This is a genomic window from Vibrio sp. MED222 (genome assembly GCF_000153005.1).
Classification (GTDB): domain Bacteria; phylum Pseudomonadota; class Gammaproteobacteria; order Enterobacterales; family Vibrionaceae; genus Vibrio; species Vibrio tasmaniensis_A.
On the sequence record NZ_CH902610.1, the window covers coordinates 179,088 to 192,131 of the forward strand.

10 protein-coding genes are annotated in these 13,044 nt (G+C 44.1%); 6 read left to right on the plus strand and 4 right to left on the minus strand.

Annotation, left to right across the window (positions count from 1 at the left end):
- Positions 1-15 precede the first annotated feature (15 nt).
- Together MED222_RS03685 and MED222_RS03680 are read left to right on the plus strand one after the other, a co-directional pair.
- Positions 16-810 (plus strand): hypothetical protein, encoded by a 795-nt coding sequence (locus MED222_RS03685; RefSeq protein WP_009848305.1) that lies wholly within the window; start codon positions 16-18, stop codon positions 808-810.
- 87 nt (positions 811-897) lie between these two features.
- Positions 898-1,491, plus strand: coding sequence for an acetate uptake transporter (locus MED222_RS03680; RefSeq protein WP_009848306.1), 594 nt, complete (start codon positions 898-900; stop codon positions 1,489-1,491).
- A gap of 210 nt (positions 1,492-1,701) precedes the next feature.
- Here the strand turns inward: MED222_RS03680 and MED222_RS03675 are convergent, their stop codons facing one another.
- The 4 genes from MED222_RS03675 to MED222_RS21605 all read right to left on the minus strand — a co-directional run bounded on the left by MED222_RS03675 (position 1,702) and on the right by MED222_RS21605 (position 7,127).
- Entirely contained in the window at positions 1,702-3,249 is a 1,548-nt protein-coding gene (locus MED222_RS03675) for an alanine/glycine:cation symporter family protein (RefSeq protein WP_009848307.1), read from the minus strand.
- A 456-nt stretch (positions 3,250-3,705) separates the two neighbouring features.
- Positions 3,706-5,046, minus strand: a complete 1,341-nt coding sequence (locus MED222_RS03670) for an MBL fold metallo-hydrolase (RefSeq protein WP_009848308.1) — start codon at positions 5,044-5,046, stop codon at positions 3,706-3,708.
- A gap of 177 nt (positions 5,047-5,223) precedes the next feature.
- Entirely contained in the window at positions 5,224-5,991 is a 768-nt protein-coding gene (locus tag MED222_RS03665; RefSeq protein ID WP_009848309.1) for a 1-acylglycerol-3-phosphate O-acyltransferase, read from the minus strand.
- Positions 5,992-6,188: 197 nt separating this feature from the next.
- Positions 6,189-7,127 carry a hypothetical protein gene (locus tag MED222_RS21605; RefSeq protein ID WP_032555325.1) on the minus strand — a complete coding sequence of 313 codons (939 nt, stop codon included), beginning with the start codon at positions 7,125-7,127 and terminating at the stop codon, positions 6,189-6,191.
- A gap of 270 nt (positions 7,128-7,397) precedes the next feature.
- Here MED222_RS21605 and MED222_RS03660 point away from each other — a divergent pair, with 270 nt between their 5' ends.
- The 4 genes from MED222_RS03660 to MED222_RS03645 all read left to right on the plus strand — a co-directional run bounded on the left by MED222_RS03660 (position 7,398) and on the right by MED222_RS03645 (position 12,993).
- A complete protein-coding gene (locus tag MED222_RS03660; RefSeq protein ID WP_009848311.1) occupies positions 7,398-9,110 on the plus strand; it encodes a class I SAM-dependent methyltransferase in 1,713 nt (570 codons plus the stop codon).
- A 58-nt stretch (positions 9,111-9,168) separates the two neighbouring features.
- Entirely contained in the window at positions 9,169-9,897 is a 729-nt protein-coding gene (locus MED222_RS03655; protein ID WP_009848312.1) for a DUF429 domain-containing protein, read from the plus strand.
- Between the two features lie 82 nt (positions 9,898-9,979).
- Positions 9,980-10,807 carry a M15 family metallopeptidase gene (locus MED222_RS03650; protein WP_009848313.1) on the plus strand — a complete coding sequence of 276 codons (828 nt, stop codon included), beginning with the start codon at positions 9,980-9,982 and terminating at the stop codon, positions 10,805-10,807.
- 305 nt (positions 10,808-11,112) lie between these two features.
- Positions 11,113-12,993 carry an ATP-dependent zinc protease family protein gene (locus tag MED222_RS03645; protein WP_009848314.1) on the plus strand — a complete coding sequence of 627 codons (1,881 nt, stop codon included), beginning with the start codon at positions 11,113-11,115 and terminating at the stop codon, positions 12,991-12,993.
- The last annotated feature ends 51 nt before the right edge of the window (positions 12,994-13,044 follow it).

The following is a 13,044-nucleotide window of genomic DNA, read 5'->3' on the forward strand; positions in this document are numbered from 1 at the left end:
TACAGGGCAATTAAAATGAAGTTAAAGCTATCTATTCTTGCGTTATTGGTAACTGGAGTTACTGGGTGTAACAGTACGCCGCAGTCAGGTCTCGAGCAAAGTTTGGGATGGGGTAATTATGGCAGTTTGAGTTTTGAAACGAGCTCTGAAGGTATTGTTGCTCAGCGTTATCAAGTCTTAAAAAGTCCTGTAGGCCAAATCACATCTATTGAGGAACAAGGTAACCAAATCCATGTTATTCAAACACTTGAAGGCGCTTTAATTAAAGGTGTCGATAGTACAGGCATTATGAATTACGAAGGCTGTATGGAGTCTGTTGGGGAAGTTGATGCTGCTGTTAATGCATACCCGTCAATCGTTCAATTCTTATTAAAGCAAGCTGCGCCTCAAGGTCCTAATTCTGTATCAACATCATTACCTTTCACTGTCTCAGAGTCAGCCAATAACGCTCAAATTTACATTGGTGAAGCAACTTCTGTAGAAATTGAAGGTGAAAGCTATCCTATCGGTCCTATGATCGAACTTTCTGCGCCGTGGGGGGCATCTGGCCAAATCACATCTGTCGATGCGACAACCTTTGAGTTTTCATATTTTACGACCAACGATGGGCACAAAGATACGGTTGATATCCGTGGTGCATGGAGCCAAAGTATGGGCCCGATGGATAAGTTTAACCAAGAACCTTCGGGAGAGTGGTTAGCGTGTGTAAAGCCCGAGGTTCAAGCGGTCTTGATGGAACTAAGCCCTAAACGAGTTGGCGAGATACTTGAAATCATCACGAAAGCCGAACTGGCGAACGATGCAATCTAAGATTGCGATTTAGCGATCTATCTTTTTATGCCGTTCGGATTAAAATTTGCGTACAAATTTTATTAACTTTTTTTAAAGGCGCGCAAAATGTCAACAAAACTGGCGAACCCGGCACCACTTGGCCTAATGGGTTTCGGTATGACTACTATACTTCTTAATATCCATAACGCAGGTTTCTTTCCAATCGATTCAATGATTCTTGCTATGGGTATTTTTTACGGTGGTCTAAGCCAAGTTATCGTGGGCACAATGTGTTTCAAACGTGGTGACACGTTCGGTACAACTGCGTTTACTTCTTACGGTCTATTCTGGTTATCTTTGGTTGGTTTAATTGTAATGCCTTACATGGGCCTACCAGCAAGTCCAGCAGCGTTTATGGGTTGGTACCTACTACTATGGGGCATCTTCACTGGCTTCATGTTCATTGGTTCTCTATGCTACCCAGTAGCGAAACAAGTAGTATTCGGTTCACTTACTATTTTGTTCTTCCTACTTGCCGCTCGTGATTTCACAGGCAGCGAACTGATCGGTACTATCGCTGGTTTTGAAGGTATCTTCTGTGGTGCGTCAGCTATCTACTTTGCAATGGCACAAGTAATCAACAACGAATATGGCCGCACAGTACTGCCAATCGGTGAGAAAAAAGCGCCTCAAATGACGGCTCAAGAGATCGCTGCTTAACGCTCTAGCTTGGGAACAGTTAGTTTGTTATAAGCAGTCAGTTCGTTATAAGTAATGAGCTCGTTATAAACTGCGATTTTTATGAACAAAACAAAAGGGGTTAGCCGAAATGGCTAACCCCTTTTTTATGCGTTATTAATAGCGCGAGTTAAAGCGATCTACTCATAAAAATGATCTATTCGTAAACGCGATCTGTTTGATAAGGCAAGCTTAAGCTGAAGGTTGCTCTACAGGTTTACTGTCTGCAACTTCAGATTCAGGAGACTTGCCAGTTTTACGCTTGTATTTCTCTTCCCAGTAAGTAGCACCTTTAATGCCTAGTTTTACAGGGTTGAATGTGTACTCAGTCACACCTTGTTTCTGTTGTTCTTCGTAGTCTGCTAAAGCCTTAAGCGCAGGCTTAGACATGAAGAATATGATCAGAATACCAACGATGTTTAACCATGCCATCAAGCCAACACCCACATCACCCATTGCCCATGCAAGGTTTGCTGTTTTAACGGTGCCATAGAAAACGGCACTAATAAGAACAAGCTTAAGTACGAACATCATGCCAGGGATCTTGATGGTACGACGTAGGTAAGCAATATTCGTTTCTGCGATGTAGTAGTAAGCAAGAATCGTTGTAAATGCGAAGAAGAACAGAGCAAATGCGATGAACGGCTTACCAATGCCTGGCAGTGCACTTTCAATAGCAAGCTGTGTAAATACGGGACCATTCGCACCGATGTTTGCTGCTAGGTTCTGAACAAGGAATACACCTTCAGCGCCGCCGTGAACGTTGTAAGCACCAGTGATGATGATCATGAACGCTGTAGCAGAACATACTAGAAGAGTATCAATGTAGATAGAGAACGCTTGAACCAAACCTTGCTGAGCTGGGTGATCAACACTTGCCGCAGCTGCCGCGTGAGGACCAGTACCTTGACCTGCTTCGTTTGAGTAAACACCACGTTTAACACCCCAACCGATTGCAGCACCAAAGCCTGCCATAGGAGTGAATGCATCACCCAGAATCATTCCGAAAACAACAGGAACTTGGCTGATGTTTAGTAGGATGATAACGAATGCGATGATGATGTAAGCCAACGCCATGAATGGAACGACAATTTGTGTGAAGTTCGCGATACGTTTAACACCACCAAAGATGATGAAAGCAAGGATGATAGCAACAACAGTACCAGTGAAAATTTTAGCGAAACTGAATGTACCGATAGCTGTTTCAATCATATCACCTGAGCCAAATGCAGCTTCTACAGCATTACCTATACTGTTTGACTGAACACCTGGAAGCAAAATACCACATGCAAAAATAGTCGCGATAGCGAAGATCCATGCGTACCACTTCTGACCCATTGCTTTTTCAATGTAGTAAGCCGGACCACCACGGAACTGGCCTTCATCTTCTTCTTTATAGATTTGCGCCAGCGTAGATTCTGCGTAAGCAGTCGCCGCGCCAAAGAAAGCTACCACCCACATCCAGAATACTGCACCAGGGCCACCGAAACCGATAGCGGCAGCAACACCTGCAATGTTACCTGTACCTACACGGCCAGACAGCGAAACGGCAAGAGCTTGGAAAGACGAGATGCCTTTTGATGAGCTTTTACCCGAAAGTAGCAAGCGCCACATTTCAAAGAAGTGACGGATTTGAACAAATCGAGTCATGATGGAGTAGAACAAACCTGCACCTAAACATAGGTAGATAAGTACTGGGCTCCAGATTATTCCATTCAAAAAATCAACGAACGACTGCATGAGTATTTTCCCTGTTAGTTTTGCTTATGATTGTTTTTCGAACAACACAATACTTCACTTGTAACCCGAGTGTTAAATTATTTAACTGCGCATTAGGATTACTGTGACATAAAGCAAGTTATAGAGGGTGTTTGTTAATGCTTAGTGCTAATTCGATAATCGTTCCATTTAACTTGTTATGCAACAGATTGTTGAGGCTGGTGTTTTGCAAAGTGAATAAATAGTGATTAATACAAAAATGGAAATTTGAGCCATGCAGATGAGACAAAATCGAGAAAAACAGAGGTTAAAATCGCTTAGCATGAACGGCTGATATATGAGTGGTGAGATGGATTTGATTGGAATATATCACCTGCATCGAGTGATCTCGCAGGTCTAAGAGACTGTGTTTTTTGAAGGTTCGATAGTTGAGGACTTCATGTTTACTGAGGGAAAGTGGCTAGTTTGATGCGTGTTTCAAACAACCACAAACCCTCGCGCCTTTAGTTCTTGAGCGAATTCAGACTGAGTATTTGGCTCACCGTGAATCAAATGCACCTCTTTCGGTGGAGTCGCGATGCCCTCTATAAATCGATTGAGATCCTCTTTATCGGCATGAGCAGAATAGCCAGACATGCCATGAATTTGAGCATTAACCTCAACGTCTTTGTTATCAATAGAAACTTGCATTTCGCCTTGTTGCAGCTCTCGTCCGAGCGTTCCGTGTGCTTGATAGCCCGCTAAAATCACATCCGTCCGTTTATCGGGAAGCAAAGCGGATAAGTAGTTCATTATCCTGCCGCCCTGACACATTCCAGAAGCTGCGACCACAATCGCGGGTTCACCTGTCGACTTGAGGCGATTCACGATTTTCTTGTGCATTCTATGTCCATCAACCGTAATGCACTGCTCAAAAGCGAGTGGGTGACGTTTCAGTTCAAGACGCTGCTTTGCTTCTTGCCCCCATAACTCTTTAAAGCGTCGGTAGGATCGCGTCACCTTTTCTGCCATAGGCGAATCGAGGATGATAGGAATATCGCTGCTGAGTTGATGCTCAAAAATTAGGTGTTCGATATCAAATAGTAGTTCCTGTGTTCGACCGATGCTAAAAGCCGGAATTAGAATAACGCCGCCATCGAGTAACGAACGATCAATGATTGATTTGAGGCGTTCAGAGCGTGAAGCAATATCGTCGTGCGTGCTAGTGCCGTAAGTCGACTCAATAAACAGATAGTCGGCTTGCTGTGGTGGTTTAGGATCCGGCAGCAGTGGCGTGTTACTAGGGCCCAAGTCACCTGAAAAGACCACTACCTCTTGGCTTGGTAACTTAATCTCTATATAGGCCGAACCTAAGATATGCCCTGCAGGTTGAAAACGAGCATACAGAGTATTTGGCCTATGATGATCCTTTCCGTTGTTTTGTTGTGTGGACGTGATGGGAAACCAATCCCCGTAAGGCTTGGGAGCTATCAACGAATGAATCTTTTTGAGTATCAGCTTTGATTGTTTATTGCTGAGCCCTTGCAGTTTTAAGCCATCTTCAATCATTAAAGGAGCGAGCTCTGCGGTGGCTTGCGTGCAATAAATTGGTTGGTTAAAGCCACTGGCAAGCAACCAAGGTAATCGACCAATATGATCAATGTGAGTATGAGTCAGCAGCAGAGCGTTAAGGTGAGACGTTTCAAATTCAATATCAAGAGGGCGGGTGTCTTCTCCTTGAAAAAGGCCACAATCGATGAGAACCGCTTGGCCTGAATCTCTTAATTCGTGACAAGATCCTGTAACGGTATGTTTGCCGCCATGGTGAATCACTTCCATCGTTTACTCCCATTACTCTATAAAGCCATTAACGCCTGTTTTTATTGTGCGGATAAGCGCCAGCAAGTAAAACAAGAACAATGAGAGTTGCGATCGTTGAGTGTCTTTTTAAGTAACTGAGCAATGACTCTGTGGGTTCGTTGCGAGTTAGCTCTTGTTCCTTCTGTGACTACCTTGTTAGCGCGTAGAAGAACGGTCTGAATCCAGCTCTGGATTTTGTTGAGCCTCTATACGAGCCACTTCGACATCAAGCTCTGCTATTTTTTCAGCCATGATTGCGTGACAGCGATTGGCTAGTTCTCTAGCGTCGCTGATCTTGTATCCAGTCACATCGATAGGTTCAAGCATCTCGGTGATCACAATGCCATTATTAATTCGGTTGAGATCAATCTTATTGTGTGTGGTGCTGGTACACATCGGGGTGATAGGCACACCGGCTTCAATCGCCATCCGAAAAGCACCCGTCTTGAATGGCAGTAGTCCACGCCCTTTACTGCGCGTTCCTTCAGGGTAAACCCAAACAGACAGATCTCGCTGATGAATCGCTTCCGCCACTTGCTTGATGGTATCGCGTGCTTTGGATTTATCTTCGCGGTTAATCATGATATTACCTGTGATCCAATACAGCAGGCCAAAGAAAGGCACATACAACAAATCACGCTTGCCTAAAGAAACGGTACGAGGCCTTAGCATTCCTGGGTCGGTCACAAAGTCTAATATGCTTTGGTGGTTAGAGATGTATACGCTTTTTTCTGATGTCGGCGCATTGTCTAGGCCGCGCTGCATCAGTTTTACACCGACGATCTTTTGTAGCTGGTTGAACCAACGACAGAAAACGTACACATGCTTGGGGTTCTTGGGGCTAAACAAGCAGTAAACAAAAGCACAGAGGGTGGTGAAAATAATAAACACCGTAGCCAAAATAATACGAAGAACAGCAAGCACAATTCACTCCTTACTCACCGCAAGATTGCAGTGATTAAATAGTTTTAGATGCTTGAAGTTTTCACTCTATTTAACTGAATTGCAACAATTAACTGTTATAGGGTTCTGTTTTTAGATCTTTATATAAAACAAGGACTAACAATGGGTGTTTGACACGATTATCGAGCTTACACGTGTTCACCAGTAGCGAGGCATGTTCACCAATACTGTTTATTTGGATCCGACTTTTCTACCCATTCAGGATCTTGACGCGACTCTAAATAGAGTTGTAGGCCGTTATAAGACATGAAAGCCGCAGGGCCACCAAGATGCTCGAAATAGTCAAAATAATCATCCTCGAGCGCGCAAAGGTGAGCTAAATCTTTAACGTTATTCATCATTGCCCATTGAATAGCGAACACCGGAGCCGTCGAACCTGAAATGCTGACCTCTTCGACATTTGGGTTGAACAGTGAGTTGGCTTGTTCAAGCAGTATCTCTGCTTGTTCAGACTCTTGCTGTAACACCTCTTCGACGATCTCTGAGCGTTTGGTATTAGAGACATTCTTGTTTAGCTTGGCGATTCGTAGTGCGTAGCTAAAACGGTCTGTTGAAACTATGTCGACAAGTTGCGATAGCAGCTCTTTGTCTACGCCTGCAGCCTTAGTGAAATAATCGATACATGAATTGATTGAAGCATAGCGAGTACCGTCGAATTCAAAGCCACTGGTTTCGTCGTAGACCTCTATTACAATGTCATCAACCGACAAAGGCCAACCTTTATAGTCGATTCGCTGTTTGGCTATTTGATACATCTTCCAAGCACTGCGCCCAAACCCGCCAAGTGTCGATCCCGAGAAATCTGAATCAATAAGCTCTTGCTCCGTCCAGTTCTCACCGATGCCTAGGTGCTTTGCGTACTTATCGATGAGTGCGTGTTTTATCTGATCGCGCACAGCCCAAATTGAGGTTAGATCCTTTGCATACCTAACACTCGCGCACTCCTTGCAAGCAGGCAGTGCAATCGGTGAATAGTCTATCTTGGCAATAGCCTGAGCAATCTTAGGGAATTCAACAACATCATTGGAAGGTTCACCACAAAACCAACAGGTGTGGCGCAGGTTGAATGGGATGTCTATGTACGAGTATGTGTTCATTAGTCTTTATCAGCTAGGTGCTTGAGGCGAGTTAATCATCTTCAAACAATTATCTCTGTTCGCACGTCAGCTTGCACCTTGTTTGTTTTTATTTTGCTGACGAAACTGATTCGTGATGTGACTCGCCTGATGAAATCATTAGGTGGATATTGATATAAAACAGTCACTAACGATAAATATTGCTCGGTGTGGCTGAACTTGCGTGAGCTGCTAGCAATCGCCTAAGCTCCCCATTACTATTGAGATAGACTCCTTACCCCAATAGTGCATATGTCCTCATCGATTCCTTTTTACGATAAAAATGCTCACACACTTTGTGAACAGTACAACTCAGTGACGTTCGAGACGGTACATAAAAGCTGGCAAGCTTATTGGCCTTTAGAGGGCGATAAAGTACTAGATGTTGGTGCAGGAAGTGGTCGTGATGCACTATGGATGCACAAAGCCGGAGCTGATGTTATTGCGATAGAACCAAGTACTTCATTACGCGAACAAGGCTCGAAATATACAAGCCCAAGTGTTACCTGGATTGATGATTCACTTCCCTCGCTTAGCCGCATTGAAAACCTCGGAATGCGTTTTGACTTGATATTGGTGAGCGCAGTATGGATGCACTTAGCCTCGTCTCATCGAGAGCGTGCATTTAGAAAGTTGTCTAACTTGCTGGCTCCAAATGGCAAGTTGGTGATCACTCTGCGTCATGGGGAATTTCAAGACAGTCGACAATGCTATGAAGTCTCAGTTGAGGAGCTCGAGCGTTTATCAAAAAACAGCGCCTTGTTGGTTCGTCATGTTGATGATAGCCAAGATACATTGAACCGCAGTGAAGTGTGGTGGCAAACCGTGGTGATGACATTGCCAGACGATGGCTCCGGTGATTTGAACAAGGTGCGCCACATTATTGTGAATGACAACAAGTCGGCCACATACAAGTTGGCTTTGTTGAGAACGTTACTGCGAATTGCGGATGCTCATTCAGGCGCTGTGATTGATCGGACTGATGGGAAAATTTCTCTACCAGTGGGCTTAGTTGCTCTATATTGGGTAAGGCAGTTTAAGCGTTTGATTGATATCGATATAGAAGGCGCTGGAATTCAGCAAAATAGCAACACGAGTAAAGGCCTCGGATTTGTAAAAGAGGATGGTTGGAATAAACTCAAACACCTCAGTGCTGATGATCTAGCGATAGGCGCTATGTTTCTCGGCGATGAAGCCAAGGCACTACAGAAGCTGTTTTCACAAACGATCAGCACCATTAAATCAGGGCCTGTGACTTTTATCTATCAAGGCTCGAAAGACAACCGACTATTCGATATATACCCACCTCAGAAACGACGGAAGAGCCGAGAATCACTGGTCATTGATAGTGAGTTCTTAGAAAGCTTTGGCTATTTCACTCTCGATGAAAGCCTGTGGGAGTGCTTTAGAATCTACCACTCTTGGATTGAACCGCTGGTGGTGAATCAATGGGTCATGGAGATGCAGCGTTTCGAGTTGAACCGACAGCGAAGTATCTCACTACAGACGTATCACGACTGCTTGGTATGGATCGATCAAAACCACGATACTCGCGATGTGCGTAAACGTGTCGAACAACTTAGATCTGAACGTGCCGATATTGTCAGTGTCTGGAGTGGAAAATCATTAAAAAATGAGTATCACGTTGATCACTGCTTGCCTTTTGCTTATTGGCCGAATAACGACAAGTGGAACCTCTTTCCGACCACAAGCAAAGAGAACCTAAGCAAAAGTGACAAAGTTCCTACGGCTGAAAAACTTCGAGCGTCTAAGTTTCGTATTCTCGAATGGTGGCAATTGGCGTGGAGCGATTCGGCTCATTTTGAACAACAATTCTTCTCAGAAGCCGCTCTTTCGTTACCTAACATCCCTGCGAAGTGTCGAGACTTTGAAGAGGTGTTCGATGCAATGGGCTTGCAGGTACGTGGTGTAAAAAGCAGACTGCTGATTAGTGAGTGGCACTGATCATTTAGTGGGCTAGTTATCCCAAATAACCCTCAACAAACTAATAATCGAGAGCATAATGAAATACATCGGAATTGATGGCTGCAAGGCCGGTTGGATCGCTTGGATTATCTCAGACAATGAGATACCTGCGTTTAAAGTGGTAAACACGCTCGATGAGTTGCTTGATTATCTTACAGGTTCGACGACGTTAATCGATATGCCTATTGGCTTTAGCGACTCGCTCACGCCAGACCGATTATGCGATAAAGCGGCAAGGCGTTTTCTCACCAGTAAGCGTGGCTCTTCCGTTTTTCCTGTTCCGTGTCGTGAGGCGGTTTACCAAACCAATTATATTGCAGCGTGTAATGCCAATGTGGAGCAGCTTGATAAGAAGTTTTCTAAACAGACTTGGGGAATAGTGCCCAAGATCCGCGAGCTTGATGAGCTCATTGAAACTCATCCCAATCTTTCTATCAGGGAATCACATCCTGAGGTGGTGTTTGCAGCTTTGAAAGGCGAACCGCTGACGTTTTCCAAACGAACCCAAGAAGGCAAAGAGGAAAGGCTTTCTATTATTCAGCAACTTGCCCCTCAATGGTGTGACGGCTTGTCGTTGGCCATTTTAAATACTAAGCGTAAAGACGTCGCGATAGATGATGTCTATGATGCGTTAGTACTGATGTTGGTTGCCTATTACGCTCCGCAACTATCGACCTTACCTGAACTTTCTGATGTTGGTGGAGAAGCTGACAAGGATCAGAACGGACGAGTTCGAGAGATTGTCTATTGGAATAAAGCGCGCTAACAAAGCGTGCGCTCAACTTGGCTTAATATGATATTTTCCAACCTCTGCTACTTTTCACTCTTACTATTTTTGAGTCTTTGATATGAAACGTTTTATTGTCGGCTGGCTGGCCACTGTGCTCAGTGCTGCGAGTTATGCTCAAGTTGCGCCTATATCTCAATGGCAATGCGACATGATGAAAAAGAACAATGTCTTGAGTAATGGTGCGCCCGTTGGTTGTGAGCGACTATCCAAAGTGGATTTCGATTTCATTAATTTCAAAGGGGAGACGCAACAGGGCAATATGATCGTTCTTGATGTTATTGCGCCTGCTGTTGAACAAATCTTTTCAGAGCTTAAACAGCGCAATTTCCCTCTTCATTCCGCTCGTTTAATGCGAGAATTCAGAGGTGACGACAACGCCTCAATGGATGCGAACAACAGCAGCGCGTTTAATGCTCGTCCTATTACAGGCGGAGGAGGTTGGTCGAAGCATGCCTATGGTGTGGCGATAGACATCAACCCAGTTCAAAATCCTTTCTTAGAGTTCGATAAAAACGGAACCATCACGGTCAAGCCATCACAATCGGCAACCCGCTATGTGAACCGTACTCGTTTTCGCGCGCGTGATGAAATTGAACGCCGAGGCATGGCAGAAGATGTGGTTGAGCTGTTTGCTCATCACGGATTTATGATCTGGGGAGGGGATTGGAATAGCCCAATCGATACTCAGCATTTTGAGGTCGGCTCAAGAAAATTTGTTAACCAACTGCTCTTTAAACCAAAACCTGAAGCCAAGGTGTTATTTGAGCGTTACGTCGAATCTTATCGACAGTGTTTTAATAAGAACCACAGTGATTCAAAAAATAAAGGTGAGGGCGCAGAAAAAGCTCGTGCTATCTGTGCAAAGAAAACAGTCGGCACTTTTTAGTGCTATGTTTATCTAGAACCGTTTGTATTTTAGCAAGTTAAACTCGCTTCAGAGGTGTTTTGAGTCGCTAAGGTCAGCGCTTGTCGTTGGCCTTTTTTGTATTCATTTCTTCAATAGAACACCACATATTGAAAAGGTTATTGGGTATCCAATGGTCAAAAATCGATAAGCGAATGCAGCGCAAAGTCATCGGTTTGTCATCGAAAAACTCATAGCGTTAACGTTATGTGAGAACCATTGCTGGTGGGGGAACTATTTGCCGAATCGCCAGTATTATTAGTGAACTGATCACAACGGACCAACTAATGAAAAAGATACCTTTGGCTCTAACTCTTTTAAGCACTCTACTTTTTACACAATATTCTTTGGCTACAGACACTTCACACACCACTCAAAACCCGACTTACGAACTCGATGGTAAGTCGGTATTAGGTCGCACTGAGAACGTGTACCTATCTAGCGTTCAAGGGCTAAAAGACGTTCCTTTCATTGGTAAAATTGATACCGGTGCGGAAACCACTTCTATGCATGCGGAAGACATTCATGTGAAGAGCTCTAATCCCGATTACCAAAATCTCAAAGACAAAGAGTTGATGGCGGCGTTAACCGAAGACCTGTTGAACAATTCTGATGTTGATTACGATGATTGGGATGGCAGAACCTTTGCGAAATATGAAGCTGTGGTCTCTTTCAAGGTTCAAAACCCACGCACGGGTGACATGGTATTAATCGAAGCACCTTTAGAGCGTGTCAGCATAATACGCAGCCGCACCAGCAGCACGCCTTTGCTTCGTCCTACCGTCAAAATGTCGCTCACCATTGCGGATCAAGAGTTAAAAACAGACGTTAACCTGACCGACAGAAGCCACTTCTCTGCGCCAGTATTGATCGGCAAAACCTTCCTTGCGGATAACGCACTGGTGTTTGCTGGTTACGACTATTTGCAGGAGCAGGAAAACGCGACGGTTGTTGGCCGAAAAGAGGTGATGTCTATCTCGGGAATGGCGATGAACGCGACCTTCTCATTAAAAAATCGCTACAGCATTCTTCATGCGAAAGACATCGATGTAGATAAGAAGAACAGTGAAGTGACGTTTGATATGTTCGACAACGATGGTAAGCAGAAAGAGATGACACTGCCATTAGTTCGTATGTTAAGTGTAGGTGGTAAAAAAAGACCTTTGGTGTATGTGCCGGTTCAACTCGATGAAAACACAACCAAAGACGTTCTGGTGTACCTGCGCGACCGTTCGAATAGCAGCTCACAGCTCAGATTGGGCACTGATACAGCAAGCGAGCTTTTTATGATTGACACCAGTGCTGAGAATATTCTTTCAGAAGGATCTGAGAATTTCAGTGAGGTCACGAAAAAGACTGAGCCACTGATTATCTCACCGGAAGAAGATATCACATTAGATGGTTTCCCTATGAAGGCTGTTGCTTCATTTACTGTCAACACGCCTTTGTTGAAGGTCGACAGTTTTGAAATGACAGGTAAAGGCAAAGAGGCTTCCGTTGAATTTTATCTTACAGATGTAAATGGTGAGAAGCAGAAGATAACAAAGCCAATTATTAAGAAGCTTAAGGTCGGTGATGATACTCGCCCGGTTGTAAGTGGTGAGTTTTTGGGAGCTGGTAAAGTTCGCCAACAAGAGTTTGCTATCGATGTGCTTAACAGCAATGAAAAAGAAGCGTACTTCATTCTAGGTAAGAAGATGGCGAAAGATGGGGTATATGTGAATACTCGATCTGATTATCTTTTGAAATCGGAACCTTTGTTTAAAGTTGGGCATATAGAAGTTGTTGAAGTCAACGGCATGAAGTTCCCGGCCAAGTTGGATACTGGCGCAGATGTAAGCTCAATGAACGCAGTCAACATCAAACGATTTAAGAAAGATGGCCAAGACATGGTGAGCTTTACCTATCAAAACAACCAAGGCGATAAGCAAGAGTTCACTAAGCCAGTGATTGATGTGATGCGTATTAAAGCCAAAAAAGGCGAGAAGGTGAACATTCGCCCTGTGGTAGAAATGAAGGTTAAGTTGGGTGACTTAGAGAAAGAGGTGAGGGTAAACCTTCAAGATCGCTCTCGCTTTGAATACAGCATGATTCTAGGTAAAAACTTCTTAAAGCACGGCGCAGTAGTGAGTAGCGATGAAGATTACTTACTGGGCGATATGGAGTAACACCTAAATTTATCTAATTTCTATCGGTTCAACTTCCTCATCAGTAACTGA